A 25,726-nucleotide genomic window follows, 5' to 3' on the forward strand; every position below is an offset into this window, starting at 1 on the left:
CCACAAGTCCGATTGACAACGGCACCGAGTTGGGCAGGGCCACAGGCCCACCGGACGAGTAGTTGCGCGCAAAGAAAAATGCCCGCTCCGACGCGGATCCGGTACGCGATGGCCAGCTCCAATGCAGTCCTTTCTGCCACCTGTGCTTTGCTGACCACTACCACCGGCAGCTTGCCGCGTAGAACGGCGCGGCGATGAAGCGCGCACTCGGAGCAACTGAACAGCTACCAGGTACGGGACGTGCTCGAAAAGTCGTCACGCGCAGGGGAAAGAAGATTCGCGGCAAGTTTCCAAGCAAAAAGCTAGGAAAGATTGTTGAGTGGGAATCTCTGATCGAACGAGACGCGATCCTCATGATGGAGTACCACCCCGCTGTCCTCCGTTACCAAGAACAACCAAGTGAGGAGACCTACTACGACGCAAGTGGTAACGCCAGGCGTTGCTACCCCGACTTTTCCTGTGACCTCGCTTCCGGGAAAACCATTCTCTTGGAAATCAAATCCGCAAAAGAGCTGGACCATGACAAAAAGATGCAGCGCAAGCTCGGCCAGATTGCACTTTCGTTTGCTCGACAAGGCCGTCCCTACCGTGTTCTGACGGATAAAGAGATTCGCAGGCAGCCACTGCACGCAAATCTCCTGCGACTGCACGACGCACACCGGGCGACCTTGCCTCACACGTCGGAACCTCACCTTCCAATTTCCGTTGCGCGAAATTCGGCCCATGTCTTGGGAACGTGGGCGGAAATGCTCGGAAGCGAGACGATCGCCTTGGGCCACATCGCGCGGGGTCGCTTGCGCACAGACCTTGAATTGGCGCTTACCTCCGAAAGTCTTGTGTGGATGCCTAGCTATACGGAGGCTGGTGATGGTTCGTTTTCACTTTAAACGCGGACTTCGCTTCCTGGAGAACGGCCTTGTCTGGGTGCTTCAACGTCGGAGCGCAACAGGAAAGATCATGTTTGAGGAGGAGAGCGGTGAGTCTCCCTCACAGGCGCTCACAGTGTCCGAGGTCTACGAAAAGTACCTGGGGGAACACTGGCGTGTCGACGAGTCAAGTCTGGGTCCTGGCAAGGAGCTAATGTTTTCCACGCCCAAAGACATCAGAGCCCTGGGAGACAGAGACGCGGAATGTGCCGCTATGAGGGGTGACTACCTCACAAAACTTCACCAAAGGCTTGTGGCCGAAGGAGAGCGTTGGAGATGCGTGCCGAAGCTTTTCACCCATCATCTCAAAAACATTGCGCGCGAGCGTGGAGATAAGAAAGCGCCGGGCTGGTCAACGGTTTGGAACTGGTGGAAGCGATATGAAGCAACTCGATGCATCACCAAACTTGCCGACCATCGCCGGACTGGGCGCACGCGGGACGTTGTCCAGTTCAGTGTGTTCGAGGAAGTGATTGCTGAAGTTTTCTTGACGCCACAGAAGCAGCCAGGCAAGACAGTGTGTGATGCGATGGAGGACCGAATTCAGCGAATCAATGAGGGGCTCAGTGGCGAGTCGAAGATCTCAACCCCAGCAAAAGCAACTGTTTATCGCTGGCTGAAAGATCTCAATCACGCGGTGGTGCTTCGAGCCCGAGAAGGCAAGGAAGCAAGTGAACGCCAAATGCGCGGCACGATGCAGGGCTTGCGCGTCAATCGAATACTTGAACGTTATGAGATCGACCATACACCGGTCGATGTCCTTGTCGTCTGCAAGCTAACACGCATGGTCTTGGGACGTCCTTGGCTGACATTGGTGATCGACCGAAAGAGCCGCATGATCGCCGGCTTCTACTTGAGCTTTCACGCACCATCTGCGTACTCTGTCTTGTATGCATTGCGGATGGCAATCCTTCCAAAAGATGATCTCCTGAAAGCCATACCTGGTCTTCACAATCCGTGGCCCGTCCGAGGCCTGCCTCGGCTGATCGCGACCGACAACGGCATGGATCTGCACAGCCATGCCCTAGAAACGTTTTGTATGGATGCAGCCATTGAGCTTCTTTTCTGCGGGGTGGCTCATCCCGAGATGAAAGGGGCAATAGAACGCCTCTTCGGAACACTAAGCCGCGATCTCTTTCACACACTGCCTGGTACCGTTTTTGCAAGCATTGACCAGAGAGGCGACTACCCCAGCGGTGATCTCGCCGCGCTGGATTTGGACACCCTGACAATGATTCTTGTCAAATGGATCGTTGACAAATACCACTGCACGCCACATAGGGGTCTTGGAGGAAACACGCCGCTCTACTCTTGGCAGGAGGACGAGGCTTCCACATCCATTGATCTGCCTGCCTACCCTCGCCAGCTAGATGTGATGGTCGGCCAGAGTGCAAATCGAACTGCATTTAAGTATGGAATTGAGTACGACTGCATTCGCTACAACTCTGATGCCTTGCTTTCCTTTCGAGAAGAAAAGAAAAAGTCGCCCATCGTCGAAATACGTGTGTATGAACATGACGTCAGCTTCATCGACGTTCTTGATGAGAATCTAGGTGAATTCATTCGGGTCCCTGCAGTTGACCAAGCTTATTGTCAGGGACTCACCCGCCATGTTCATTTGATGGTTCGCCAAGAGGTGAACCGGCGCTTTGGGAATCAATGGCAACAACAGCAGCTCCTCGAGGTCAAGAGAGAGATTCAAGCTATGGTCGCTGCCGCGATGAAAGCGCACAAGGCTGGCAAACGCAAGCAGGCTGCTGCTCAGTCAATGGTCGATAGCAATGACGTTCTAAATCAACACAAAGCCGCGTTCGAAGGGGCGCGCCGCCCCTCCGGGATGGATAGCGAAGAGTTTCTTCATACAGTCCCATCGGCAAGCCCACTTCCCAAGTACACCTGGGAATCGCATGTCTGAGGGGCCTGCTTCTCAGCCACTGGATCGACTCGCTAATCTGGGACTGGACAGCTCGGGTGCGACAGCGTGTATGCGCAGCGCTCGCAACCTCACTCTGCGCCGCACGGTCGTGATGTATCCACAATTCTGTGCATCGATACGGGAGATTGCTCATATCCATTCACGCTGGAAGGAGCACGGAATCGCCAAAGGCTTGCTTCTTTATGGTCAGAGTGGCTCAGGCAAAACAACCGTGCTGGACTACTACGCCAAACATTTTCCACGTCGTGCGACGCTTGGCGTCGTGAAGATACCAGTGCTGCGCGTTGTGACTCCTGAATCACCAACGGTAAAGTCATTGGCAGAGGCGATTCTCACGGCCATGGGCGACCCTGCAGCGAGTCGAGACTCAGCGCCGACAAAAACTACACGCATCAAGCATCTTTTCAAAAAGTGCGCGGTTGAGTTGGTGATGCTCGATGAGTTTCACCATTTCTATGAAAGGCGTCGTGTGGCTGAGGGAAAGAAGGTGAGCGACTGGCTCAAAAATCTTCTATCAGAGTGTGAGATCCCCATCGTGCTCTGCGGCCTGCCCCGCTCCATTGCAGCCCTCAACGCAAACAGCCAGCTTCGAAGACGGTTCTCCTCTCCGCACCATTTGAAGGAATTCTCCTTCACAACGGAAGAAGATCAGCTTGAGTTTCGCGCGGTGTTGAGCGCACTGGAGGAATCTCTTCCAGGAGGAGGTAGGGCAGACATCGCTCACCCAGAGAAGGCGCGACGTTTCTACTTTGCGACGGCTGGTTTGATTGACTATGTCGTCAAGATTTTGGACCGGGTCGTGTCTGACAGTGATCTCCTGAGTTGGAGCGGCAACACCCTGCCTGCATTGGCCACAGCTTTCAGGAAGGAGGTGTGGGCTGATGTACCCGATGCGTTGAACCCATTCATGGCACCTGCAAAATCGCTTCGCTTGCTGACGCAGGTTCGTGAGCCTTTTGACGGATGGGACGACCCCACTCAATACACCCTTAGCAGGTCGGCTGCAGCTTTGGTGGGCCTTTCGCAGGGGCAAGGTGATGACGCATGATCGAAAGTTCATTTCTTGTCACGGCGCCTCTTCGCAGGCGAGAAAGCTTGAGATCGCGGTTGACCAATTTGGCATACGTCAATGGCAATCCCTTGCTTCTCAGCCGTGAGTTGACTTCGCTACGAACGGCTACTGCAGCTGCAGCGCACCTATTCCAACACGATCCTTCGCCCTCATCGTTCTGCGAAAGAATGGGGTGGATTGAACCGCTAGCAACCGGCATCTCTTATGTGCGCCTAGGTGATTCGCTAATGCTGCCTCAATGCGTCCGACTTGGCTACCGCGCAGTTTGTCCAGCTTGCTTGAAGCGCGACGGATATTCATCGTGCGACTGGGAACTTTCCGCTGTCAAGGCATGCGCCGTTCACAGAAAGTTCCTGATTGAGATTTGTCCCTCGTGCCTTCGCAGACTGTCGTGGGAACGAAGCGGATTGTCAACTTGTGCATGTGGATGCTCTTTGACAGAAGCCGTGGCAGAACCGGCTCCCCCGTGGGCCATCAGGCTGGCGAGAATGGTACGCAGTGCCGTTGAATTTTCTCTGGACGCCACAAGAGAGGAGCCATCGTACTTGTGGCCCCCCTTGCGGCTTGAAAAGCTTCTGCTACTGATGGACGTGGTGCGGCATATCGTCTTGCCCAAGTACCTCAAGAATCCCTCATCCATGCAGGTGTGGGAGCTTTCATCAGAAATTCTGAGGGATCCTTCGTACCAGCAGCACCTTTGGGAGCACATCTTCTTGCACGCCTCTGCAAGCCCGCTAAGCCTCTCTGCGGCACTTGTCCCAGGAAAGAATGCCGCAGAGATGGCGTCAACTTTCGCTCCAATAGCCGCATTCATCCAGATGCCGCGCATCCTCTGGAGGCGGTCATCGCAGATCGATGCTCGGGATCGAAGAGCCGTTTTTTACCCGTCTTCGAACCTCATCCAGTATGCGCAGTTCAGCAAAAGTCTTGATGAGGAAGTCCTCGACGATGTGAGTCCCAACACGGAAGTTGCGGCGCTCAGTGCTGAGATGACCGCTAACGCATGAGCTTGTTGTTGCAACCTGCAAGATTGAACGCTGAGGGTCCCCGCGCCTACACGTTGCGCGTTCTTCAGGAAAACTTGCTTCCAAGTTCAATGCGATATCTGATCCCCGACGGCGACGCAGCCACCGAGGGATTCCCCCGCCTTGATTCCTCAGCGTGGATCTTCAGACGTTGCCGATGGTGTCCGGAATGTATGGCATCCTCGGCTTTCGGCCGCCTTGGTTGGGAGCTGCGCTTCGCTGACGCCTGCACGATATGCGGGAAGTGGCTTCTGGATATTTGTTCTGCTTGTGCTCAGCCAGTAACGTGGGCACGTGACCACCTCACTCACTGCCGTTGTGGCGCCGACCTACGGGAAGAAGGTTCATCGCAGGCTCCACTTGCGGTAGTCGCTCTCAGTCGTTCACTGGAATCGCGTGCGCTATCTTCGACACATTGCGCAATTCCAGTGTTAGAAAGTTTAACCACCCAGCAATGCAGCCGATTAGTACGGCTCCTCGGTACCTATGGAGGTTTGCCGAACCAGCGGGTTAGGCAAAAGGTGAACGCTTCTGATTCGCTTGCTGTGTCATGGCCAATCAGCTCGTTGGCTGGTGAGGTCTTGGTTGACTGGCCACATGGATTTCATTGGATGCTGTCTCGGTTACAGAATTCGTCTCCAGTAACGGAGCAGGGTCGCGTCGCGAGGGCATTCGGTGGCCTGTACAAAGCGCTATATGTGGGCCTTGGCGATACTGCCTTTGACTGGATAAGGGACGCCTTCGAAGACTACTTGGCTGAGAATTGGAGCGGAGCGCTGGGCAAGCAAAATCGCCGTACTGCTGACAACGTCTTAGCTCGGCTGAGATGGCTGCCAGCACCCACGGCGGCGTCCGAACTCGGCGTATCTGTACGCCGTATTCAACTTCTGATTGAGTCGGGACAGCTGCATGCGCGATACCGAACAACGAAGTCTGGACGCCAGTACGTGGTGGTGCGCAAAGACGATGTTGAGAACTTGCGTGAAGGTCTCTCTACTGAGTTGTCGTTAGAAAGTGCTGCATTGCGTCTTGGAATTTCGCGTCACCGGCTTTCACGATTGCTTCCGCAAATTTGTCCCGGTGCAGTCAAAGTCACTGCACGCGGTAGTGCATGGGCGATTCCGCTGACGTGGGTCAGCACCTTGGAAACTCGTATCGACCAGCTCCCTGCACTTCAACCCGAAGACGCGAGATCCGCGCGCTCGTTTGACCACTTGCTCCGGCACTACCCGTTTGACGATGTCGCGGTCGCGCGGCTGCTCTTGGACTTTGAAGAATCAACACTCAAGGCAAACGGGCGACTGCAAGGTCGGATCGGGCTCGCTGCGGTTCTCTTTCCTCTTTCAACGCTGTCTTCGTATTTTCCAGAATCTTCGAAGGTCCCATCTGGTCTTCTTTCAATTCCAGAGGTGGCTCAACGACTGCTGGTCAAACAAGAAGTCGCGTACAAGATCGTCCGTAGCGGTTTCCTGCCGACGATTTCACATCGCGTCGGGCGTCGAAGTTGTCAGCTTGTGGAAGAGAGGCGCGTTGATGAATTTCTGCAAAGCTTTGTACTCGCCAGAGATCTCGCTCACCAGTTTGGGATCTCTCCCAAGGCTGTCATAGTGAAGCTTCGAGACATTGGAACTATTCCCGTGCTTGGACCCAACATAGATGGCTGCAGGCAGACGATCTATCGTCGCAAAGATGTTGACGAATCGCTTGAGTTATCCAAATTGTTCGACTCCTGCCGCACTATCCACAGTGCGCACAGCAAACTTATTGCGGCTCATGCAGCCTTGCGTCCTTTGAGCGGCAACTGAAGTTCTTCTACGTCAAGCGTGAAATTTAGGGGGACCTGAATGGGCTCGTTCTCTTGGTACTTGCCGTTGTAGACGTCCACATCGGTCTTAAGCTGGAAGCAGTCTCCAACGATTTGCTGGCGCCGCTGGGCAAACGACCGCACGAAATGTGCGCGAGGGGCCTTGTCATCGTCCATGTCTGCCCAAAGGGACAGGGTGCGGTCGCCCTTTGTCACCCGAACTGCATGCTTCGCCCGATAGCGTTGCCCGTCTTCATTGGTGCGGTACTCCTCGCGAAAGTATTGCGAGATGTCCGATGCAATGGCATCTACGACGGTACGAATGCTGGGCTTGTGAAGCCCGTTTTTGTACGCCCATTCGGCTACCGCATGAGGATCGAGCAAACCATCGCCTCCCACTTCAGATTTGTAGCGCTCGATGTAAGCCTTGACTTGATTCCCGTACGCAGACATGTGAACCTCCAACTGCTTAATTACTCTGTAAACGATCCCCAGCCATCAACGTCAGCGGATGGCAACACGAACGAACGCACCTTAACCTGGTGCTTGCGTAGAAAGTCGTGGCGATCCAGGCGGCGCTGCAACTGTCCGACCACAAGGCCCGGGTGGACCTGAATGCGTTGTGCGAACCGCAGCACTCTTTCCTCAGAGAAGTAGGGCTGCACACGGGCAACGAAGTCATCGAGTTCGGCTGTCGTTACGCAAAAGTCAGCCCCAGCGGCGTTGGCTCGAAGCTCGCATTCCGGAAGTCCGTCCTTTAAAGCACCCACGTCTGTGTCGATGACAGCCCGGTTTTCGGCCTTGCCATCCTCTTGGAGCACATGCTCGATTTCGTGTCGGAGCACAAACCAGAAGTTGTCGATGCGGTCGAAGCGCAGCGTCATACCAATAACAGGCTTCGTGCCATCCAACCAGAAGCAAGCGCCATCCATTTTGGAGCTGGTCAGGGCCTCTACGAACACGAGTCGAACTCCGGTGTCAGCGAGGATGCAGGGAACGTGCCGAACCTCTTCGGGCGCCATTGTGAGAGCACGCAGCTTTTCAATGGCCGAGAGCAACTTGGCTTTCGAATAAGTCGGAGCAACCTGTTGGCTCGCGATGGCCCGCACTCGAAACAGCCACGCTAGTTGCAATGGAGTAGCGTCCGCCATGGCGTGCGATTTCTTTGCTGCATGGCTGAGTTGAGGCGTGGCGGAGACGTCCGAGATATCGAAAAACTCACAGAATCGCTGCTCTAACACTTCGACGCGCTCGCTGGCCTGCACCCAGCCACGGCGAAGCATCTCGCGCACGGGAAACTGGGTGTACAGGTGCGCTTTGCGCGCCACGTTGTCATTGGGCACAGTTACCTTGGAGAGTTGGTACTGGCTCTCCAGGTTCATCCAATAGTCTGGCGAGGTACCAAAAGCCTCGCCAAGCCCCTTGGCGGTTTCCGGGGTGATGGCGCGCTTGCCAGCGATGAGCTCGCTAATAAGACGCGGCGGACGATCCAGAATGTCTGCCAGCTCTTGCTGGCTCCAGTCCCGAGCCTCGAGCTCCTCTCGCAGGAACTCGCCAGGCGGGAACACTTCGGCGGGTACGCGTGCGTTCATAGACTCTCCAAAACTCCTAGTGGTAGTCAACAATTTCGACAATCCCGATGACCTTGCAGGGGTGGTCACCGCGGATTTCCAGGATCAAACGCCATTGCAGGTTAAGTCGCACCGAGTGCTGTCCCTGGCGATCCCCTTTCAGCTTCTCGAAGTGCAGCGACTTCAGCTGCATGAAGTCACGCTCATCTCGAAACGCTCGAATCTGCTGCATCCGTTTGCGGTAGGCCCGGACGACCTCCTGAGAGAAGCCGGCAGTGAACTGCGGGTTGGTCTCAAGGCTGTCTAGGTCGTCATCGTCGAACTCCACTTCCATGGGCAGAGTCTAGGCGAAACCCGTTAATTGGTCAATCCATCTTTACACTTGGTGTAAAGATGGGCGTTTCACGATTGCTTTAACAGCAAGTGAGCTGTGGGAAACGCTCGTGAACAGAGTACGGTCAATGCGCAGGCATTTTCAAGGATGTGATGCATAGTGCCGACTCATAAAGCGAGTGGTCAGCCTCACGCCGTGCGTATTTCGGTCGCTGCTGGACACTCAGTTCGGCTACTTGTGGACAGCGGGAGCGTTAGGACCTGGACAGCCGGATCGGCTCTCTTGGACACGCGCAATTTGATGCAGCTAGGCGTCGATCCTGCGGCTCCCAGTTGCGATGTAGGTTGGCCAGGCGGGTGCGAGGCCGGCTAGACTTCTGCAATCGGCCATCAGCGGCCGTTCACGTCTCCGTGCCCATCGTCAAGTCAAGACTGATTGCTGCCACTTAGGTTCGACGGCAGAGTCCATGGGCGCCAACGCAAGCGGTCGCTTACCGGTCAGGATCTCAAGCGACCGATCGATTACCTGTACCGGTCGTTCGGCACTGTAGCGAAGTGCAAAGTTCTGGAATGGCCCTTTGCGTCACGGACGAAACGGTGTTCTGGACCATGGGCAGGCCTTCTTCAAGCGCCACCAGGGAGGGCGAATCACTTCTTTTGGTCCTTCAGTGTCCGTAGCGCAATACCCGCCACCCGGGTTCCCTGTGCTCCTCAAAGTGCGTGATAGACGGGCAATAGTTCACTTTGACCTGATGCTGTTGCAACATTCTGATCATTGCTCTCGCCGCAAATAAAGAAGGAAACAAGGGGTGGCCGTTGGATCGCAATGCCCAAGACATCGCGCGCGGTATGTGGATATGCGGCAGTCTTGACGTCGCCATCCGCATCCGGCATTTGTGCAGGTGAGCCTGCCGTGAATCTCGTTGAAGGTGCGTGGATAAACTTTGAGCGCCGACTGGCGAGCTGCTCAGGCCTGACCTCGATGGAGTCACATTTCATGGCGCCGTGTTCTCGGCGCCAAATACCTGGTCGACAAATGCCAGCAGCGAAGCGGTGGGCTGTTTGTCGCGATGCACGACCAGGTGAGATTGTCGGAGCTGCCGCGGCAAGGTCGTGGAGATGCGGCACAGGCGGCCGGCCTCCAAAGCGTCGCTCACGACCCACGACGAAAGGCAGGCCACCCCCATACCCGCCTCGGCCGCATGTTTGATCGCCTCCGAACTTCCCAGCTCGATGCTTCGACGGTAGGAGCGCAAGTGGGGCAGCAGACTTTGGTCGGTGGCCTCGCGCGTTCCCGAGCCCGACTCACGCAACAGCCAGACCCCTTCACGCAGTGTCCGCATTGGCACCCGCTCGCCGGCCAGGCTCATTCGTGCCCACGCGCTGTCAGGCGATGTAACGACCACCATCTCGTCCTGGTGCCATGGCGTGACGGCCAGCGCCGCTTGGTGGCAAGGCCCTTCGATCAGGCCCACGTCCAGTTCAAACGCAGCGACCGCGTCACAGATGGCCGCCGTGTTTCCGATCACGACCTTTGAGCGCCAGGCACTGGCATGGCCCGGTTGCGCTGCGACAAAACGGGCCAGCAGCCTGGGCAGCACATAGTTGCCGATGGTGGTGCTGGCGCCGATGCGCAGCGACTGCGCCTGGGCGCTGCCATCGCGGGACATCAGCTCGATGCCGGCGGCACCGTCCAGCAGCGCCAGGGCCCGCGGCAGTAACGCACGGCCGTTGTCGTTGAGCAGCAGGCGCTTGCCCGCGCGGTCGAACAGGCGCAGCGACAGCAGCCGCTCAAGTTCATTCACGGCCGAGCTGGTGGCCGACTGCGACAGCGCAATCTCGGCGCTGGCTGCCGTGGTAGTGCCGCTGCGCGCAACCGCCACGAAGATCTGCAGCTGTCGCAGCGTGAGGCGAAGGGTATTCATGGCGGATTCGTTTGCAAAGCGATTAGATGGGTACATCTTAGCGATACAACCCGTTTGACGGGTCATCCATGAAGCCGGAAGATTTGTCCTCACGAACTTCAACCGGAGGCAAGCAGCATGACCATCAACGTACTTCCTGAGCCACGCACATCGGCCTCTGCATCGGCTTTCGCACGCATGCTCCCCGGCCTGGCCCTGAGCGGCGCCTTGGCTGCCACCGGTATCGCGCTGGGCCGCATCGCCTGGCTGCAGGACCATGGCTTCAGTGCGCTGACGCTGGCCATCGTGCTGGGCATGATCGTGGGCAACACGGTTTACCCGTGGGCCCCGCGCTTGGCGGTAGCCAGCGGCGCCGGCGTCAACTTCTCCAAGCAGAACCTGCTTCGCCTGGGCGTGGTGCTGTACGGCCTGCGGCTCACCGTGCAGGACATTGACCATGTCGGCATCGCTGGTGTCGCCATCGACGCGATGATATTGGGTTCGACCTTCGCACTGGCCTGCCTCATCGGCACGCGCTGGCTGGGCCTGGAGCGCAAGACGGCGATGCTGATCGGCGCTGGCAGTGCCATCTGCGGCGCTGCTGCGGTGATGGCCGCCGAGCCGGTGGTCAAGGCGCGCGCCGAGCAGGTCACGGTGGCGGTGGCCACGGTGGTGGTGTTCGGCACGCTGGCGATCTTCCTGTACCCGGCGCTGTTCGAGCTGAACCGGCACTGGGCGCTGATCCCCGGCGGCGCCAACGGGTTCGGCATCTACGTCGGATCGACCATCCACGAGGTGGCCCAGGTGGTGGCCGCAGCACGTTCGGTGGGCCCGGACGCAGCCAACTCGGCCGTCATCGCGAAGATGGTTCGAGTAATGATGCTGGCGCCGTTCCTGGTGATGCTGTCGGCTTGGCTGGCGCGCGACAGCACCCTGCAAGCCCTAGTGGAGGCAGAGCATGCTCACGCCAAGGGTCAACTCGCTGTGCCCTGGTTCGCCTTCGGCTTCGTCGCGGTCGTGTTGCTCAATTCGCTGCAATGGCTGCCGGCGTCGGTGGTGGCAGTGACGACCGAGATTGACACCGCGCTGCTGGCGATGGCGATGGCTGCGCTCGGCCTGGCCACGCACATCGGCGCCATTCGCAAGGCCGGGGCCAAGCCGCTGCTGCTGGCGTTGATCTTGTTCGGCTGGCTCATCGTCGGAGGCGCGCTCATCAACCGCTGGGTGCCGGCCCTGCTGGGCTGAAGCCTCGAATTCACGGCCCAGGGCCCTGACCCTAAATTTCTTTGCACGCTCTGGAATAGACCGCATGCCGACGCCGTCTGCTCTTTTGTCGGGACCTATCTGACCCTTCGTCCCGCACTCACCCCCCTTCACTTCACACCAACCCTTCATCGGAGCCCACAATGTTCAAGACTTTCGCTTTCGCCGCCACCGCCCTGACGCTCGCCTCCGGCAGCGCCTTCGCCGCCCCCAGCGACGACGCCCGCACGCACTTCCAGGCCATCGCCTCGGGCGACACCCAGATCGTCATGCGTGCCTATGCCGACCAGGCCCAGCTGAACTGGGTAGGCGGCCCACTCGACGGCACCTATGCCACCACCGATGCCATTCGCGGCACCTGGGAGAAGTTCGGCAAGGCCGTCGGCCCACTGAAGCTCACAGTCGGCCAGATTGAAGAATCGGCCAACCCCAAGGGCGCCACCGTCTCGGCCAACGTCGTCTTCGAAGGCAAGATGCCCATCAAGGTGCGCTACGTGCTGACGTTCCGTGAAGGCAAGATCGTCAGTGAAACCTGGCAGATCGACCCCAAGCTGGCGGTGGCTGCGGCTTACTGAACGGCACGCAGCGTGGCTACTCTCCACCAGACCCCAAAGGACAACCCCATGAAGCACCTTTCGACTCTGGCCGCGCTGCTGATCACAGCGGCTTCCTTCGCGGCACCACTCACCGGCGCTATGGCTGCCGACGCGCCGGCCAAGCTCGCCAACGGCGCGCTGGTCGACGCCAAGGGCATGACGCTCTACACCTTCGACAAGGACGTGGCAGGCAGCGGCAAGAGCACCTGCAACGGCGGCTGCGCCGCGCTGTGGCCGCCCGCGATGGCCGCCGCCAGCGACCAACCCGCCGGTGCATACACGATCGTCATGCGCGACGACGGTGCGCGCCAGTGGGCCTACAAGGGCAAGCCGGTGTACACCTACCAGGCCGACCAGAAGCCCGGCGACCGCGCCGGCGACAACTTCAAAGACGTCTGGCACATCATCAAGGAATGACATTTGCTGTCGACTTCCGTCCAGACCCTCAGGCCACGACCCCCCGATGCAAGACGACGCAAGCCTGCTGAGCTGGGTGCCGCGCCTGCGCCGCTATTCGCACGCGCTGGTGAACAACCGTGACGACGCCGACGATCTGGTGCAGGACACGCTGGAGCGGGCCTGGGCCAAGTCGAACCTGTGGGGCGGCGTGGCCGACATGCGCGCCTGGCTCTTCAGCATCATGCACAACCTGCACGTCGATGGCGTGCGCCGTCCCAGGCTGCACACCGTGACCATGGACGACGACACGCCCGAAGTGCCGGTGGCGCCGACACAAACCGACAGGCTGGCTGTACTGGATCTGCAGGCTGCACTGGACTTGCTGCCCGTCGAGCAGAAGGAAGTGCTTCTTCTGGTGACGCTGGAAGACATGGCCTATGCCGATGTGGCGCAGGCCCTGGGTATCCCCATCGGCACCGTGATGTCGCGCCTGTCGCGAGGCCGTGAGCGCCTGCGCGGCCTGATGGAAGGCCGCGCAGAACCGGTGCGGCTGAAAGTCGTCAAATGAATGTATTGCGAAGCAACCCATGAATACCGACCGTCCGCCACCGTCCATTCCCCCGGTCACCGAGGCCGACCTGCATGCGTTCGTTGATGGCCGCCTGCCCGCTGAGCGCCAGGTCGAGATCGCCGCTTATCTGGCCGCACGCCCTGAAGACGCGCAGCGCCTGGAGGCCTACCGGGCGCAGAAGCGCGAACTGCACGTCTTGTTCGATCCCGTGCTGTATGAACAGCCGCCGCAGCGCCTGCTGAAATCGGCGCGCCCGCGTGCCGTGCCGCAGACGCCTTGGTACCTCCAGCGCCTGGCCGCTGGGATCGCCATCGCCGTCATCAGCGGCGCCACAGGCTGGGGCTTGCGGGGCGGCCTGCCCGCGGGGGGCGACGATGCCGGCCGCATGGCCGCCGCAGCACCCGCCGAGCGCGGCCTGACGCTGGTGTCAGCGGGCAGCTTCGCACAGCGCGCGGCGGTGGCCCATGCGGTGTACAGCCCAGACGCGCGCCGCCCGGTCGAGGTGGACGCGGCGCACGAAGACCAGCTCGTGGCCTGGCTGTCCAAGCGCATGGGCGCGCCGATGAAGCCGCCGCACCTGCAGGCCCAGGGCTACACGCTGGAAGGCGGGCGCCTGTTGCCGGGTGGCCAGGGGCCGGTGGCGCAGTTCATGTACCGCAACGAGCTCGGCAGCAAGCTGACGCTGTACGTGTCCAACGATGTCGCCGACGTGGGCAGTGCCGCGGGGCCGGACAAGGCACTGCAGGCCGGCGTGAAGAACACAGACACGGCCTTCCGCTTCGCACGCGAAGGTGTGGTCAATGTCTTCTACTGGGTCGACGGTCCCTTCGGCTACGCCCTGTCGTCCGACGCCGACCGCAGCGTGCTGGCGCAGGTGTCGGCCGAGGTCTATCGGCAACTTGGCACCCCGCGCTGAAGGCCAGGGCGGCGTCGGCGCGACGCGCTGTCGGCATGCCCAGGGAATGAAACGGCCCGAGCCGCGCTCTTGACCTGAAGCAAGCGCTGGGCAGTGGTTCATCGGCGGCTGCCGGCCCACGACCCAAGCGATCACTCTCCACAACAACTCAGAAAGCAAACATGACCACCCAACGCCGCGACATTCTCAAGTACACCCTGGCCGCCGCGGCAGCCAGCGCGCTGCCCGCAGCACATGCCCAGGCCCCGTCCGGCGCTTCAGCGGGAGCCGCAGCCACCGGCATCGACCCGCGCGATCGCGTCTTCATCACCAATGAAGACTCCAACACGCTGGTGGTCATCGACCCGAAGACCAACACCGTCGAGTCGACGATCAACCTGACCAGCTTTGACGAAGACCCTCGTCCCCCGTTTCGCTTTGTGACGGCCGGCGTGGCGCCAACGCACGCGGCGATGGTCCACAAGCCGCTGTACCACGGCTGTATCGATGCGCACGGCGCGGTGCCGTCGCCCGATGGCCGGTTGCTGGCCACCAGCGGGCGCGGCTCCAGCAACATTTATCTGATCGACGCCGAGCAGCGCCGCGTCATCGGCAACACACCCAACCCTGCGTCTGGGCCCACCACCAACCCCGAGCGCCTGAGTAGTGGCCTGCTGCTGGGCCGCGAACCGCACGAGCCCACTTTCACGCGCAACGGCCGCGAGCTGTGGGTCACGCTGCGCGGTGAAGACCGCATTGCCATCGTCGGCGTCGATCGTGCCGTTCGCCAGCTCAAGGGGGCCGACAGCCCGGGCTCCAGCGCGGTTCGCCAATACCTGCCCACGCTGAGCGGCCCGGCGCAGGTGTGGTTCAACCGTGAGGGTACGTTGGCCTTTGTGGCCAGCCAGAAGGTGTCGAAGATCGACGTGTTCCGCGTCAACCCCGGCGCGGATGGCCACAGCCAACCGCAGCGGCTGACCACGCTGGACATCAGCGCACAGGACAAACCCGGCTTCACGCCCTTCATGAAGACCACACCCGACGGTGCCGAGGTGTGGTTCTCGCACAAGCTGGCTGATGCGGTGTCTTGCCGCTCGACGCAAGGTGGCTTCGACCTGATCGACACCGTGCCGCTGGGCATGGGCGCGCGGCCCAACCACGTTGAGTTCGTGCGCAATGCGCGCGGCAGCGTGGTCTATGCCAGCCTGGCGCGCATCGACGATGGTGGCCCCGGCGGCGTGGCGTCGAGCCCGATCGCCATCATCGACCGCAGCGCTCCGGGCGGACAGCGCAAGGTGGTGGGCACCTTCTCCAGCCGTGGCCGCGAGTCGCACGGGTTGTGGACCAACCCCGAGAACACGCTGCTGTATGTGGCCCACGAACAGGACGAGCTGCCCGGCACGCCCAACGCGGGCCAGACCGTGTGCAGTGCATTTGATGTGAGCGACCCGCTGCGCCCGACCTTCATTGCGCAGATCCCCCTGGGCAATCTGACGCTGCCCTCTGGCGCGCTGCGCAACAAAAAGAGCATCAACCTCGTCTACGTGCGTGTGGGCGAGAAGGGCCAGACGGCATGAGCGGCGCGCACACCAGCCACGGCGCCAGCGCCGCGCACACCAGCGCATTCCAGCGGGATATGGACGAATCGATGGCCCGCATGATGCAGGCCATGCACAGCCCGGGCTACGCAGGCCAGGCCGACCAGGACTTTCTGGCGATGATGATTCCGCACCACGCCGGCGCTGTGGACATGGCGCGGCTGGTGTTGCAGCATGGGCGCGATCCTGTCACCCGGCAGTTGGCCGAGGAAATCATTGCCGGGCAGACGGTGGAGATCCAGAGCATGCAACGCCGACTGCACACCCTGCAGCAGCGCACAGCCAAAGGTGCGGAAGCGGAATTTCCGTCGCTGGGTGGGACGCGGGGGCCTTGATCGACAGCCCTAGGGAAAGTACCGATGAGCGCCACGGAATGAACCAAGCCACGCAGCGCTCTTGATCACCATGCTGTTCCAGTCTGCCGAGTCCCGCTATAACCAATGGGTGCGTGAGCACTACCGTTTTTTGCTGCGCAGTGCGTGGGCGCTCACTGGTTCGCGCGCCATTGCCGAAGACGTGGTGCAAGACTGTTTTGCCAACGCCTGGAAGCACCGGGAGCAACTGCGCGACGCTGCGCTGGCACGGGCTTGGCTCTTTCAGATCATGCGCCGCGCCGCCTTTCGCCAGGCCGCACCCAGCATGCAGTCGCTGGACGATGAAGAGCAGCCCGAGCAAGCGGCGCCCGACGCGGGGCTGGACGACAAACTCGATGTCGTCAAGGCGCTCGCGCGCCTGGCGCCCATCCACCGCGAGGTGCTGGTGCTGTTTTATTTCGACGACATGCCCACCGCCCAGATGGCCGAGGCGCTGGAGATCGCGCCCGGCACGGTGTTGTCGCGCCTAGCCCGTGCGCGCGACGCTTTGAAGCTGGCCATGGGGGTACCTGCGACACCCAAGGCCGATGTCAACGTTACCCCGTTTCGCAGGACCAAGACATGAGCCCCGATACCGACGCGCCTTTCCTGCCCGACAGCGAATTCGATTTGCGCGCGCGCGCCGAGTTGGCGATCGCCTTCGAGGCCAGCGACGCACCGGCACACCTGTACCGAAAGCCGCAGCCGCTGCTGGCGCGACGCGGCTTGCAGCGTTTTCTGGCTGCGCTTTTGCTGGCCGGTGGCACCAGCGGCGGGGTGCTAGCCGTGCGACCGCCAGCGATGGTGCGCGACGCGATCGACCACGAATACCACGAGCGCAGCTTGCGGGGCAGTTTCATGGAGCAGCGCCAGTTGCTCATGCACCTGGGCATGCGGGACGCCAACGTGGTGCCCGGGTTTCCCCAACTCATGCGGCCATGCGATATCGAAGGTCACCTCGCTTACCACCTCACCACGTTCTTCGAGAAGGGCGGCATGGTGACGGTGTATGCCTTTGACCAGCCTGTGGACCTGCGCGAGGCCAGCGGCTGGTGGAGCAACGTGCACTGGAAGGTGATCCGCTCGCGCGAGGGCAAGCCCTTGTTGCTGGTGGCCCAGAAAAAGAAGGCACTGGCGGTCGCGCAGACGGCACTGCAGGCACCTCCCGTGTCCGGGCCAGGCTGAGGCACCGCGTCCCTGTCAACGAATCAACCGCTCACCCCTTTCACCCCAACCGGCGCACGACGCCCAACCACCGGAGACCCCAGAAATGAACCAACAACCCACCTCGCTCCCCCGGCGCCACCTGCTGGCCGGCAGCGGCGCTGCTTTGGCTGCCGTTGGTCTGGCCAGCTTTGGCCGCACCGCAGCCGCTGCTGGTGAGACCGCGCCCGTCGCCGTGGCCGGTGCTGCCAAGCCTCTGCCAGCGTACGTGGGCTGGAAGGACCCGGCCAGCCTGATCGTGCACAGCAGCACCACCATTGAGACCAAGCGCAGTGTGTTCGGCACCAGCGTAATCACGCCGTCCGAGCAGCTCTACATCCGCAACAACCTGCCCGCGCCCGACGCCTCGATCCTGGGCAACCGCGATGCCTGGGAGATCAACATCGAGGGGGTGAAGAACCCGCGCAAACTCACGCTGGGCGACCTCAAGCGCATGGGCATCGAGACCACGGCGATGGTGTTGCAATGCTCTGGCAACGGACGCGGCTACTTCCCCAACAAGCCCAGTGGAACGCCTTGGCAAGTGGGCGCAGCAGGCTGTGTGGTGTGGAGCGGTGTGCCGGTGCGCTGGGTGGTGGATGCCCTGGGCGGCGTGGAGGCCGGCATGGCCTACCTCACCGGCACAGGCGGCGAAAAACTCCCCGATGGACTGGACCCCAAGAGCGTGATCGTGGAACGATCGGTGCCTGCTGCCGCACTCGCCGATGCCCTGCTGGCCTGGGAAATGAACGGTGTGCCGATTTCGCTGGCCCACGGCGGCCCACTGCGCTTGATCGTGCCGGGTTACACGGGCGTGAACAACATCAAGTACGTCAAACGCCTGGCCTTCACCGCTCAGGAGACCGACGCACGCATCATGTCGCACGGCTACCGCATTTCACCGCCCGGCGCGAAGGGCGACCCGTCGCAGCCATCGGTGCAGGAAATGACGGTGAAGTCGTGGATCAACGGTCCCGGCACGGACGGCGCCCCGCTTAAAGCGGGTGACACACAGATCCATGGCGTGGCGTTTGGCGGCATGAACGCGGTGGCCAAGGTCGAGGTTTCTCTGGACGGCGGAAAAACCTGGCAGCTCGCGCGCATGGTGGGGCCCGACCTCGGCCGCTTTGCGTGGCGGCAGTTTGTTTTTGCGGCACGCCTGCCGGCGGGCCAGTTCACCCTGGCGAGCCGAGCCACCGACACCGCAGGCAACGTGCAGCCCGAACAACGCATGGAAAACGCGGGCGGCTACAACAACACCAGCTGGGCCGACCACGCCGTGAAAGTGAGCGTGGCATGAAGCGCACAATCCAAAAACACGCGTTGGTCGCTGCCCTGTGGTCGTTGGCATTCACAGTGCTGCCCGTGCACGCCGCCGACGATGCCGCGCAACTTCAACAAGGCAAGGTGTTGTTCGGCCAAGGCGCGGTGCCTGCCTGCGCCCTGTGCCATGCGCTCAAGGACGCGGGAGCCGAAGGCGCCGTGGGCCCCAGCCTGGACGAGCTCAAGCCCGATGCCAAGCGCGTGGCCACCGCGCTGCGCAACGGGATTGGGCAGATGCCGTCCTACAACGGCAAACTCAGTGATGCGCAAATTGCCGCCCTGGCGGCCTACGTGGCCAAGGCTTCGGGTGGATCAAAGTGATGGCTGGTTGGCCACAGCGCTGCTGCGCCAACTGACAAAAAGGACGGGATCACCTGCAAACAGCGATCCCGACTGAGTGGCTGACCCAGGGCGGGTCAGCCACTCACCATCACTTGCCTGGTTTGATGTCGGGGACCACCATCCAGCCAGCCCCCATCATCACAACCGCCGGGAACTTCTCGCCGGCCTAAGTCTTGCCCAGCATGGCCTTGTGCTCGCGGTAAGCCATCAACGCTGGCGACACGCCCAGGTGATTGATCGCACCATGCTTGATGCTGCTGCAGTCTTGCTCGTCGAGCTTGCAGATCTCTGCACGCTGTTGTCAACTCTCTAGCAATGTCAACTGCGCGCCTGAAACCTGTCTCTGCGCATTACCACGATGCATGAATAGGAGTGATCGCAATCCGGCACGCCAAGGGCATTCACGTTGAAAACTCGAACGGCAGCAACCGCTGCACTATCGACGTTCAACTACGCTCGACGAAGGGCAGCAACGGGCCCGTTGATGCCGTTCACGCTTCGGATGGCTATGTCCGGTACCAACATATAACGAGCGTTGACGTGGCTTTATCCTGAATGGCATGCACATGCTTCCCCGTGCGCCGCAGACACCAGTTCGTCGAGGATGCCGCAGCGCCCTTCGTGGGTGCCGCTGCAGCGCGCCCGCAGCTGCAGCAGCTGCTTCTCCAGCGCCCGCATGCTCTTGAGGCGTGCCCGCACGCGGGTCAGTTGCTCGTCCACCAGCAGATCCACTTTGCCAAAGTGATCTTCGGGCGCATCCAGATAGCCCAGCAGCTGGTGAACATCGGCCAGCGGCATGTCCAACGCCCGGCAGTGGCGGATGAAGGCCAGGCGCTCCAGATGGGTCGCTTCGTAGTCGCGGTAACCGTTGTCGCGCCGCGCCGGCTCGGGCAGAAGACCCTGCTTTTCGTAGTAGCGGATGGTTTCAACATCCACGCCCGTGGCGCGGGAAAGGTCCTTGATCTGCATGTTGAAGCCCTCAGTTCAAACAAGTGATTGACACTGTAGCGGCTCCAGGGTTTCCAATGCAGGCATCGAAAGGAAAAACCATGTCCGCCCATTGCTGTGAACACGACACCCCCAAGGCCGAGTCCCTCGTCAACCTGCCGCGCTACCGCAAGATCCTCTGGATCGCGCTGATCGTCAACGCCGCCATGTTTCTGGTGGAGATTGGCGCGGGTGTGCAGGCCGGATCGCTCTCACTGCTGGCCGACGCTGTGGACTTCGCCGGGGATGCGCTGAACTACGCCGTGTCGCTGGCGGTGCTGGCGTCTGCCCTGGCGTGGCGCGCCCGCGCGGCCATGCTCAAGGCGGTCAGCATGATGGGCTTTGGCCTGTATGTGGTGGGTGCTGCCGTGTGGTCGGTGTTCTACGGCGGCGTGCCGCAGGCCACGACCATGGGCGCAGTCGCGCTCCTGGCACTGGTGGCCAACGTGGCCGTGGCCTGGATGCTCTACGCGTTTCGCGAAGGCGATGCCAACATGCGCAGCGTGTGGCTGTGCTCGCGAAACGACGCCATCGGCAACGTCGCGGTGTTCATGGCCGCGCTCGGCGTGTTCGGCACGGGCTCGGCCTGGCCCGACCTGTTGGTGGCCAGCCTGATGGCGGCGCTGGCGCTGCACGGTGGTTGGACAGTGATGCGGCAGGCGCGGGGGGAACTGGGCGCAGACAGTGCAAAGGAAGACCACCATGGCCACGTCCACTGAACCACCGGGCAATCGCCGATTTGATGGCGCCGCCCATGCCCAGCTGATCCAGAGCGCAAAAACCGCAGCCTCCTCGGAGCAGGCCTGGCTGTACCTGGAGGCGGCCCATGTCGTGGGACAGCTGCACTTCAAGCCGCATCTGCAGACCCACGCGCAGATGTTGAATTTGTCCTTGCGCACCCGCGACTTGTCCGAGGCAGTGGGACAGGTGATGCGCCTGGCGCTGGTGCCGCTGGGCCACCTGAGCGGACGCCTTCCGCTGGGCAACCCGGGCCGGTCCACCGTGAGTGCGTTTGAGCCCTTGCCTGTGCGTCCCGAGCTGGCGGAGCTGATAGCCCGTGCACGCGGCCATTGAAATGGCTGCCGCTTAAAATTCGCCGCATGCGCGCTTTTCTGATCTTGTTGATGCTCACGCTGCTGCCGCTGCAATTTTCTGCTGCAGCGGCTGAGGCGTGCTGCGGCCACGTTTCGGCCACTCAGGGGCCGCAAGCCACGCACCACCAGTCCAGCCATGGGCAGGCGGTGGAGGGCGTTGAAGACGGGGTCGTTGGCGACAGCGGCTTTGATCTAGATTGCGGAACCTGCCACGCGAACTGCGCCGCCGCTGTCACTGCGACCACCGCGTCCATGGCCATCTCTGCGGGCGCTGAACAGGTCGAACACCTCGCCGAACGCCGCTTGCCGTCTTGGCATGAGCAACCGTATCGTCCCCAATGGTCCACCCCGACAGGTTCGGGGTGGAACGATGTCGCCTGATGCGCTGACAGACACAACTTCCCCGATCCCCAGGCTTCAAGCGGCCGCCGTCTCAGACGGAGGCTGACCTCGGATCGTTTTGGAAGGACTCTCTCATGACCGCTCGCTGGACCCAGCGAAATCCCAGGTGGACATGGCTCGCCGCCGTGGCCATCCTTCTCTTGCTGGATCAATCCACCAAGTCGTATTTCTCCACCATCCTCGAACTGGGTGAAGCGGTTCGGGTCACCGACTGGTTCAACTTCGTGCATGTGCTCAACGCAGGTGCGGCATTCTCGTTTTTGTCGGATGCCGGTGGCTGGCAACGCTGGTTTTTCATCGGCGTTTCAGTCCTGGTGGTGGGCTTCGTTTCAGTGATGTGCCTCGCGCGGCAAGCCGAACCGCTGGACCGCTGGCTGGGCGCCTTTGTGGCCGGCGGTGGTGGCGGCAACCTCGTGGACCGCGTCCAGATCGGCGCTGTGGTGGATTTCCTCGACTTTCACTGGCGCAACATCCATTGGCCGGCCTTCAATCTCGCCGATGTCTTCATCGTCTGCGCCGCGCTGACCTGGTGCCTTGCTTCATTGAAAGCGCCACCGCGCCAACCGACCCGCAAAGTCTCTGAGGAGCTTCCTTCATGAGGCGTGGCTGGATTTGGATCATGGGCGCCTGGGCGTTCGCTTTGGTGTCCACTCTCGGTGCCCTTTTCATCGGTGAAGTCATGGGCATGACGCCCTGCCTGCTCTGCTGGTACCAGCGCATCTTCATGTTCCCGTTGGCCATCATCCTGGGCATGGCCGCGTTCGCCGAAGACCGCCGCGGTGCGGTGTACGCGTTGCCGCTGGCCTTGGGTGGTGCCGCCATCGCGGGCTACCACACCGCGCTGATCGCAGGGTGGGTGCCCCAGTGGTGGGTGCCCTGCGGCGCCGGGCCTTCGTGCAGCGAACAGAGCCTAGAGATCCTGAACGGCATCCAGATTCCCTGGTTGTCTCTCCTGGCCTTCATCGCCATCGCCTTCCTGCTTTTTGTCTATTTGAGAAAGTCCCGTTCATGAACGCCAAAAAATTCACCGTCATCGGCCTGGTGGCCATCGTTGCCTTGTTCTTCTACCTGGGTATGAACGCCTATCAATCGCGGGTGCAGACCGCGCAGGACGTGCAGGTCAAGGCAGAGCAGACCCGCCTGGTGCGCATGCACTCACCGGTGTTCGGCCCGCAGAACGCACCGGTCACCATCGTCGAGTTCTTTGACCCGGCCTGTGAGACCTGCCGCGCGTTTTATCCCATAGTCAAGAACCTCATGGCCCAGTACCCCAACGACGTGCGGCTCGTGATCCGGTACGCGCCTTTTCACCAGGGTTCGGACGTGGTGGTCAAGCTGCTGGAGTCGTCCAAGAGCCAGGGCAAGTACCAGGCGGTGCTGGAAGCCGTGCTGGCTGCGCAGCCAGCCTGGGCCGACCATGGTCAGCCCAACATCGAGACCGCTTTCAAGGTGGCGGAGCAGGCGGGTCTGGACATCTCCAAGGCGCGCCAGGACATCGAGAAACCCGGCATGCAGTCCTTGCTGCAGCAAGACATTGAAGACCTCACCGCGCTGCAAGTCACCAAGACGCCCACCTTCTTTGTGAACGGCCGCAGCCTGCCCAGTTTCGGGCCCGATCAGCTGGCCTCGCTGGTGGCCGAAGAAGTGGCCAAGGCAAAGAAATGAGAAACATGGCTCCCGCACGTCCTTTCAACCGACGCAAGGTGCTGGCGTTGAGCGCTTCGTGGCTCGCCGCAGGCGGTCTCCTGGCGGGCTGTTCGCCCCAAGCGCCCACCTTCAAGAGCACCGACATCACAGGCGCTGCTTTTGCACAAGACCTAAAGCTCACCGACCACACCGGGCAGGTGCGCACCATGGACGATTTCCGCGGCAAGGCTGTGGTAGTTTTTTTCGGCTTCACGCAGTGCCCCGATGTGTGCCCCACCTCCATGACCACCCTGGCCGAGGTAAAACGCCTCATGGGCGATCAAGGCAAGCAGTTGCAGGTGCTCTTCATCACAGTGGACCCGGAGCGCGATACGTTGCCCTTGCTCAAGGAGTACATGACCAACTTCGACCCGAGCTTTCTGGCGCTGCGCCCTGAACCGACCGAGCTCAAGGCCGTCGCTGACAGCTTCAAGATCTACTACCGAAAAGCCGAGGGCTCGACACCCACCTCGTACACGATAGACCATTCGGCGGGTAAGTACGTGTTTGACACCAACGGAGCCGTGCGCCTGTTTTCGAGTTACGGGACCGAGCCCGCCGTGATCGCCGAAGACATTCTGGCCCTGCTGAAATCCATGGACGCCTGACCACCCGTTGCCGGTATGAAAACACTGCTGCTCTACCTGGCCACCGCCGTCGCCGAAATCGTGGGTTGCTACTTGCCGTTGCTGTGGCTGCGGGGTCAGGGGTCGGGCTGGTTGTTGTTGCCCGCAGCGGCCGTGAGCCTGGGAACATTTGCATGGCTGCTCACCCTGCACGCTGCGCCGTCGGGCCGCGTGTATGCGGCGTATGGCGGGGTCTATGTAGCCGTGGCGCTGGGGTGGCTCTGGACGGTGGACGGCGTCCGCCCGAGTAACTGGGATATGGCCGGTGTCGCTGTGACGTTGCTGGGCATGGCGATCATCGCGTACCAACCCAGGGCATGAAATTCCCATTGGTCACTGCCCAAGTGACCACGGGAGTCGCGCTCGCTCAGGTGGAGTTCCTAACGGCCGCTTTCTGTTTCAAACAGCCGATCGTCGAGCTTCGGAGAGTGTCCGCGATTGGCCGATTCCTGAAGTCTAGCCTTGGAGCTGGGGGTCAGCTAGCCATCAAGAAAGGATCGCCGGCGGCCTACGTATCGCCAGCCTCTTCAAACAATCGGTGGGCCTCGGGGGTTCTAGACAGGGTGGCCGGTGAAGTTCGTTGGCTGAGGTGCCGAACACTATGTCAACGGTGTCGAACTTGATGTCCAAGAAGCCCGAAATACGCACGCCGAGGCGAAAATTTCCCCGAGGCTTGCCCAGTAGCCAAGCTCGAGGGGTCTGGTTTTCAACCAGACTCGTAAGACTTCATGGGGAAGTAAACACTATGGAGGATCTTTTAAACATCGTAAGAATGCTCAACTCCACCGTTCTCGAAAGTCACTGAAATGTTGTTGATCTATAAGGGCATTAATTTCAATGACTTCTTAGAACCTACAGATGTTGTTGTAGTTGGCAGGCGGGGCAGAAACCTCGCCTGCTGATGACATGCTGCTAGCCACACTTCTTTGACGGCTTGGCAGTGACGCGCCACCCGCTCTCGGAAGAAGAAGTCGAGAACTTCACCGGCAGAAATTGCCCTATCACTTCGAAGTTGGTTCTCGCATGAGCGGTCAGTTCGGTGCAGGTGAAGGCCGCCTCGCGTACCCGCACGAAGTCCTGCAGAATCCAGTCACACCAAACAAGACGCGGGGCGCCGTCATGAGTGACTGGGACTTCCTTTACGAGATGAACGATCGGGGCTACAGCCCTGAGGAAATCGCTGACGCGGCTGCTTCGGGTGCTGCGCCATGGGAGTGGGCGCAACTCGACAGGAAATGGATCGACGCGAGTCTTGACGGCGAGCACTCTGGACAGGGTCAGGATGATTTCCTGCACGGATCTCAAGAGCAGGTTGACGTCTTCCTTGGCCTGGTCGACTGTGCTGTCCGATATCACATGGACACCGGCAGGTACCTGCAGATCTGGGGTGAGCTCGGTGAGCTCTACGCTGAAATCAAGTGGGGCCTTGAAAGACACGAGGCCCACAGGGCTGGCTCGGACGGAGCGATCTCCGGGAGGCTGATTGAGGTGAAAACCATCTCACCTGAGAAATCGAGCGACCGCGTCTCCGTGAAGAGCCAGGGTGACTTTGAGCAGCTGCTCATCGTGCGCATCGACAGCGACTTTCGATTCTCAGCCAAGTTGTTCGAACGAAGCGAACTCCAAGGGCAGAACGGCAAGCTTCTTCGCGGCCGCTTTCAACTGGATGGCCCAGGTCCGGCCTGAGCATCGAACCATCTCCATCCCCGTGCGGCCGAGCAAGGGTGAAGTTCCTCACTTTCACCAGGACTTCATGTACATCGGTGTCGTTGGGGGCGGCCATTGATGCCGCCGAGATCCTGAACAGTGCGGCCAAT

The 25,726-nt window shown here is 60.8% G+C and carries 31 protein-coding genes; 25 read left to right on the forward strand and 6 right to left on the reverse strand.

Annotated features, from left to right (window positions below):
* Positions 1-194 precede the first annotated feature (194 nt).
* From F9Z44_RS00080 to F9Z44_RS00100, 5 genes are all read left to right on the forward strand, one after another.
* Entirely contained in the window at positions 195-887 is a 693-nt protein-coding gene (locus F9Z44_RS00080; RefSeq protein ID WP_159602394.1) for a TnsA endonuclease N-terminal domain-containing protein, read from the forward strand.
* Positions 868-2,841 carry a DDE-type integrase/transposase/recombinase gene (locus F9Z44_RS00085; protein ID WP_159602397.1) on the forward strand — a complete coding sequence of 658 codons (1,974 nt, stop codon included), beginning with the start codon at positions 868-870 and terminating at the stop codon, positions 2,839-2,841. The genes F9Z44_RS00080 and F9Z44_RS00085 overlap by 20 nt, the downstream gene beginning before the upstream one ends.
* Positions 2,842-2,911: 70 nt before the next feature.
* Complete coding sequence (locus F9Z44_RS00090; protein WP_159602400.1) at positions 2,912-3,910, forward strand: TniB family NTP-binding protein; 999 nt, start codon at positions 2,912-2,914, stop codon at positions 3,908-3,910.
* A gap of 569 nt (positions 3,911-4,479) precedes the next feature.
* Positions 4,480-4,941, forward strand: a complete 462-nt coding sequence (locus F9Z44_RS00095) for a hypothetical protein (protein WP_159602403.1) — start codon at positions 4,480-4,482, stop codon at positions 4,939-4,941.
* 539 nt (positions 4,942-5,480) lie between these two features.
* A complete protein-coding gene (locus F9Z44_RS00100; RefSeq protein ID WP_159602406.1) occupies positions 5,481-6,764 on the forward strand; it encodes a hypothetical protein in 1,284 nt (427 codons plus the stop codon).
* On the opposite strand, the gene F9Z44_RS00105 is transcribed toward F9Z44_RS00100, so the two are convergent.
* From F9Z44_RS00105 to F9Z44_RS00125, 5 genes are all read right to left on the reverse strand, one after another.
* Entirely contained in the window at positions 6,731-7,216 is a 486-nt protein-coding gene (locus F9Z44_RS00105) for a hypothetical protein (protein WP_159602409.1), read from the reverse strand. The two genes, F9Z44_RS00100 and F9Z44_RS00105, sit on opposite strands and share 34 nt — an antisense overlap.
* A gap of 20 nt (positions 7,217-7,236) precedes the next feature.
* Positions 7,237-8,355 carry a HigA family addiction module antitoxin gene (locus tag F9Z44_RS00110; RefSeq protein ID WP_159602412.1) on the reverse strand — a complete coding sequence of 373 codons (1,119 nt, stop codon included), beginning with the start codon at positions 8,353-8,355 and terminating at the stop codon, positions 7,237-7,239.
* A gap of 16 nt (positions 8,356-8,371) precedes the next feature.
* On the reverse strand, positions 8,372-8,668 hold the full coding sequence (locus F9Z44_RS00115; protein WP_159602415.1) for a type II toxin-antitoxin system RelE/ParE family toxin: 297 nt from the start codon (positions 8,666-8,668) through the stop codon (positions 8,372-8,374).
* A gap of 710 nt (positions 8,669-9,378) precedes the next feature.
* Positions 9,379-9,666, reverse strand: coding sequence for a hypothetical protein (locus tag F9Z44_RS00120; protein ID WP_133156668.1), 288 nt, complete (start codon positions 9,664-9,666; stop codon positions 9,379-9,381).
* A complete protein-coding gene (locus F9Z44_RS00125; protein ID WP_008904225.1) occupies positions 9,663-10,592 on the reverse strand; it encodes a LysR family transcriptional regulator in 930 nt (309 codons plus the stop codon). Before F9Z44_RS00125 ends, F9Z44_RS00120 begins: the two co-directional genes overlap by 4 nt.
* A 117-nt stretch (positions 10,593-10,709) precedes the next feature.
* Here F9Z44_RS00125 and F9Z44_RS00130 point away from each other — a divergent pair, with 117 nt between their 5' ends.
* From F9Z44_RS00130 to sorU, 11 genes are all read left to right on the forward strand, one after another.
* Positions 10,710-11,816: a YeiH family protein gene (locus tag F9Z44_RS00130; protein ID WP_159602418.1), complete on the forward strand. Its 1,107-nt coding sequence runs from the start codon at positions 10,710-10,712 to the stop codon at positions 11,814-11,816.
* 161 nt (positions 11,817-11,977) lie between these two features.
* The gene (locus F9Z44_RS00135; protein ID WP_008904227.1) at positions 11,978-12,409 is read left to right on the forward strand and encodes a nuclear transport factor 2 family protein; all 432 of its coding nucleotides are present in this window, start codon (positions 11,978-11,980) and stop codon (positions 12,407-12,409) included.
* A 120-nt stretch (positions 12,410-12,529) separates the two neighbouring features.
* Positions 12,530-12,847 carry a COG4315 family predicted lipoprotein gene (locus tag F9Z44_RS00140; RefSeq protein ID WP_231624607.1) on the forward strand — a complete coding sequence of 106 codons (318 nt, stop codon included), beginning with the start codon at positions 12,530-12,532 and terminating at the stop codon, positions 12,845-12,847.
* Positions 12,848-12,893: 46 nt separating this feature from the next.
* A complete protein-coding gene (locus F9Z44_RS00145; RefSeq protein ID WP_159602421.1) occupies positions 12,894-13,397 on the forward strand; it encodes an RNA polymerase sigma factor in 504 nt (167 codons plus the stop codon).
* A gap of 19 nt (positions 13,398-13,416) precedes the next feature.
* The gene (locus F9Z44_RS00150) at positions 13,417-14,316 is read left to right on the forward strand and encodes an anti-sigma factor family protein (RefSeq protein WP_015012966.1); all 900 of its coding nucleotides are present in this window, start codon (positions 13,417-13,419) and stop codon (positions 14,314-14,316) included.
* A gap of 161 nt (positions 14,317-14,477) precedes the next feature.
* A complete protein-coding gene (locus tag F9Z44_RS00155; protein ID WP_008904209.1) occupies positions 14,478-15,872 on the forward strand; it encodes a YncE family protein in 1,395 nt (464 codons plus the stop codon).
* On the forward strand, positions 15,869-16,228 hold the full coding sequence (locus tag F9Z44_RS00160; RefSeq protein ID WP_008904210.1) for a DUF305 domain-containing protein: 360 nt from the start codon (positions 15,869-15,871) through the stop codon (positions 16,226-16,228). The genes F9Z44_RS00155 and F9Z44_RS00160 overlap by 4 nt, the downstream gene beginning before the upstream one ends.
* A gap of 70 nt (positions 16,229-16,298) precedes the next feature.
* Positions 16,299-16,832, forward strand: coding sequence for an RNA polymerase sigma factor (locus tag F9Z44_RS00165; protein ID WP_050813810.1), 534 nt, complete (start codon positions 16,299-16,301; stop codon positions 16,830-16,832).
* A complete protein-coding gene (locus F9Z44_RS00170) occupies positions 16,829-17,431 on the forward strand; it encodes a hypothetical protein (RefSeq protein WP_008904212.1) in 603 nt (200 codons plus the stop codon). The genes F9Z44_RS00165 and F9Z44_RS00170 overlap by 4 nt, the downstream gene beginning before the upstream one ends.
* Before the next feature lie 85 nt (positions 17,432-17,516).
* Entirely contained in the window at positions 17,517-18,749 is a 1,233-nt protein-coding gene (sorT, locus tag F9Z44_RS00175) for a SorT family sulfite dehydrogenase catalytic subunit (protein WP_062405656.1), read from the forward strand.
* Positions 18,746-19,093 carry a SorU family sulfite dehydrogenase c-type cytochrome subunit gene (gene sorU / locus F9Z44_RS00180; RefSeq protein WP_008904214.1) on the forward strand — a complete coding sequence of 116 codons (348 nt, stop codon included), beginning with the start codon at positions 18,746-18,748 and terminating at the stop codon, positions 19,091-19,093. The genes sorT and sorU overlap by 4 nt, the downstream gene beginning before the upstream one ends.
* Positions 19,094-19,660: 567 nt before the next feature.
* Here the strand turns inward: sorU and F9Z44_RS00185 are convergent.
* Entirely contained in the window at positions 19,661-20,083 is a 423-nt protein-coding gene (locus tag F9Z44_RS00185) for a Cd(II)/Pb(II)-responsive transcriptional regulator (RefSeq protein WP_159602424.1), read from the reverse strand.
* Positions 20,084-20,163: 80 nt separating this feature from the next.
* Here F9Z44_RS00185 and F9Z44_RS00190 point away from each other — a divergent pair, with 80 nt between their 5' ends.
* The 9 genes from F9Z44_RS00190 (at position 20,164) to F9Z44_RS00230 (ending at position 25,595) form a co-directional block, all read left to right on the forward strand.
* Entirely contained in the window at positions 20,164-20,820 is a 657-nt protein-coding gene (locus F9Z44_RS00190) for a cation transporter (protein ID WP_159602427.1), read from the forward strand.
* Complete coding sequence (locus F9Z44_RS00195; protein WP_159602431.1) at positions 20,804-21,175, forward strand: DUF3703 domain-containing protein; 372 nt, start codon at positions 20,804-20,806, stop codon at positions 21,173-21,175. Before F9Z44_RS00190 ends, F9Z44_RS00195 begins: the two co-directional genes overlap by 17 nt.
* Before the next feature lie 26 nt (positions 21,176-21,201).
* Positions 21,202-21,576 (forward strand): hypothetical protein, encoded by a 375-nt coding sequence (locus tag F9Z44_RS00200; RefSeq protein ID WP_159602434.1) that lies wholly within the window; start codon positions 21,202-21,204, stop codon positions 21,574-21,576.
* A gap of 95 nt (positions 21,577-21,671) precedes the next feature.
* Complete coding sequence (gene lspA, locus F9Z44_RS00205; RefSeq protein ID WP_159602437.1) at positions 21,672-22,196, forward strand: signal peptidase II; 525 nt, start codon at positions 21,672-21,674, stop codon at positions 22,194-22,196.
* Complete coding sequence (locus tag F9Z44_RS00210) at positions 22,193-22,609, forward strand: disulfide bond formation protein B (protein ID WP_159602441.1); 417 nt, start codon at positions 22,193-22,195, stop codon at positions 22,607-22,609. Before lspA ends, F9Z44_RS00210 begins: the two co-directional genes overlap by 4 nt.
* A complete protein-coding gene (locus F9Z44_RS00215; RefSeq protein ID WP_159602444.1) occupies positions 22,606-23,262 on the forward strand; it encodes a DsbA family protein in 657 nt (218 codons plus the stop codon). The genes F9Z44_RS00210 and F9Z44_RS00215 overlap by 4 nt, the downstream gene beginning before the upstream one ends.
* The gene (locus F9Z44_RS00220; RefSeq protein WP_159602447.1) at positions 23,259-23,891 is read left to right on the forward strand and encodes an SCO family protein; all 633 of its coding nucleotides are present in this window, start codon (positions 23,259-23,261) and stop codon (positions 23,889-23,891) included. The genes F9Z44_RS00215 and F9Z44_RS00220 overlap by 4 nt, the downstream gene beginning before the upstream one ends.
* A 15-nt stretch (positions 23,892-23,906) precedes the next feature.
* Positions 23,907-24,230 (forward strand): YnfA family protein, encoded by a 324-nt coding sequence (locus tag F9Z44_RS00225; protein WP_159602452.1) that lies wholly within the window; start codon positions 23,907-23,909, stop codon positions 24,228-24,230.
* Positions 24,231-24,932: 702 nt separating this feature from the next.
* A complete protein-coding gene (locus F9Z44_RS00230) occupies positions 24,933-25,595 on the forward strand; it encodes a hypothetical protein (protein WP_236574213.1) in 663 nt (220 codons plus the stop codon).
* Positions 25,596-25,726 lie beyond the last annotated feature (131 nt).

This window comes from Hydrogenophaga sp. PBL-H3 (assembly GCF_010104355.1).
In the GTDB taxonomy this organism is placed as follows: domain Bacteria; phylum Pseudomonadota; class Gammaproteobacteria; order Burkholderiales; family Burkholderiaceae_C; genus Hydrogenophaga.

Excerpts from the sequence above, each read along its gene's own strand:
- F9Z44_RS00080 (WP_159602394.1), top strand. The coding sequence starts at position 195 with ATGAAGCGCGCACTCGGAGCAACTGAACAGCTACCAGGTACGGGACGT.
- F9Z44_RS00085 (WP_159602397.1), top strand. The coding sequence starts at position 868 with ATGGTTCGTTTTCACTTTAAACGCGGACTTCGCTTCCTGGAGAACGGC.
- F9Z44_RS00090 (WP_159602400.1), top strand. The coding sequence starts at position 2,912 with ATGCGCAGCGCTCGCAACCTCACTCTGCGCCGCACGGTCGTGATGTAT.
- F9Z44_RS00105 (WP_159602409.1), bottom strand. The coding sequence starts at position 7,216 with ATGTCTGCGTACGGGAATCAAGTCAAGGCTTACATCGAGCGCTACAAA.
- F9Z44_RS00110 (WP_159602412.1), bottom strand. The coding sequence starts at position 8,355 with ATGAACGCACGCGTACCCGCCGAAGTGTTCCCGCCTGGCGAGTTCCTG.
- F9Z44_RS00115 (WP_159602415.1), bottom strand. The coding sequence starts at position 8,668 with ATGGAAGTGGAGTTCGACGATGACGACCTAGACAGCCTTGAGACCAAC.
- F9Z44_RS00120 (WP_133156668.1), bottom strand. The coding sequence starts at position 9,666 with ATGAAATGTGACTCCATCGAGGTCAGGCCTGAGCAGCTCGCCAGTCGG.
- F9Z44_RS00125 (WP_008904225.1), bottom strand. The coding sequence starts at position 10,592 with ATGAATACCCTTCGCCTCACGCTGCGACAGCTGCAGATCTTCGTGGCG.
- F9Z44_RS00130 (WP_159602418.1), top strand. The coding sequence starts at position 10,710 with ATGACCATCAACGTACTTCCTGAGCCACGCACATCGGCCTCTGCATCG.
- F9Z44_RS00135 (WP_008904227.1), top strand. The coding sequence starts at position 11,978 with ATGTTCAAGACTTTCGCTTTCGCCGCCACCGCCCTGACGCTCGCCTCC.
- F9Z44_RS00140 (WP_231624607.1), top strand. The coding sequence starts at position 12,530 with ATGGCTGCCGACGCGCCGGCCAAGCTCGCCAACGGCGCGCTGGTCGAC.
- F9Z44_RS00145 (WP_159602421.1), top strand. The coding sequence starts at position 12,894 with ATGCAAGACGACGCAAGCCTGCTGAGCTGGGTGCCGCGCCTGCGCCGC.
- F9Z44_RS00150 (WP_015012966.1), top strand. The coding sequence starts at position 13,417 with ATGAATACCGACCGTCCGCCACCGTCCATTCCCCCGGTCACCGAGGCC.
- F9Z44_RS00155 (WP_008904209.1), top strand. The coding sequence starts at position 14,478 with ATGACCACCCAACGCCGCGACATTCTCAAGTACACCCTGGCCGCCGCG.
- F9Z44_RS00160 (WP_008904210.1), top strand. The coding sequence starts at position 15,869 with ATGAGCGGCGCGCACACCAGCCACGGCGCCAGCGCCGCGCACACCAGC.
- F9Z44_RS00165 (WP_050813810.1), top strand. The coding sequence starts at position 16,299 with ATGCTGTTCCAGTCTGCCGAGTCCCGCTATAACCAATGGGTGCGTGAG.
- F9Z44_RS00170 (WP_008904212.1), top strand. The coding sequence starts at position 16,829 with ATGAGCCCCGATACCGACGCGCCTTTCCTGCCCGACAGCGAATTCGAT.
- sorT (WP_062405656.1), top strand. The coding sequence starts at position 17,517 with ATGAACCAACAACCCACCTCGCTCCCCCGGCGCCACCTGCTGGCCGGC.
- sorU (WP_008904214.1), top strand. The coding sequence starts at position 18,746 with ATGAAGCGCACAATCCAAAAACACGCGTTGGTCGCTGCCCTGTGGTCG.
- F9Z44_RS00185 (WP_159602424.1), bottom strand. The coding sequence starts at position 20,083 with ATGCAGATCAAGGACCTTTCCCGCGCCACGGGCGTGGATGTTGAAACC.
- F9Z44_RS00190 (WP_159602427.1), top strand. The coding sequence starts at position 20,164 with ATGTCCGCCCATTGCTGTGAACACGACACCCCCAAGGCCGAGTCCCTC.
- F9Z44_RS00195 (WP_159602431.1), top strand. The coding sequence starts at position 20,804 with ATGGCCACGTCCACTGAACCACCGGGCAATCGCCGATTTGATGGCGCC.
- F9Z44_RS00200 (WP_159602434.1), top strand. The coding sequence starts at position 21,202 with ATGCGCGCTTTTCTGATCTTGTTGATGCTCACGCTGCTGCCGCTGCAA.
- lspA (WP_159602437.1), top strand. The coding sequence starts at position 21,672 with ATGACCGCTCGCTGGACCCAGCGAAATCCCAGGTGGACATGGCTCGCC.
- F9Z44_RS00210 (WP_159602441.1), top strand. The coding sequence starts at position 22,193 with ATGAGGCGTGGCTGGATTTGGATCATGGGCGCCTGGGCGTTCGCTTTG.
- F9Z44_RS00215 (WP_159602444.1), top strand. The coding sequence starts at position 22,606 with ATGAACGCCAAAAAATTCACCGTCATCGGCCTGGTGGCCATCGTTGCC.
- F9Z44_RS00220 (WP_159602447.1), top strand. The coding sequence starts at position 23,259 with ATGAGAAACATGGCTCCCGCACGTCCTTTCAACCGACGCAAGGTGCTG.
- F9Z44_RS00225 (WP_159602452.1), top strand. The coding sequence starts at position 23,907 with ATGAAAACACTGCTGCTCTACCTGGCCACCGCCGTCGCCGAAATCGTG.
- F9Z44_RS00230 (WP_236574213.1), top strand. The coding sequence starts at position 24,933 with ATGAGCGGTCAGTTCGGTGCAGGTGAAGGCCGCCTCGCGTACCCGCAC.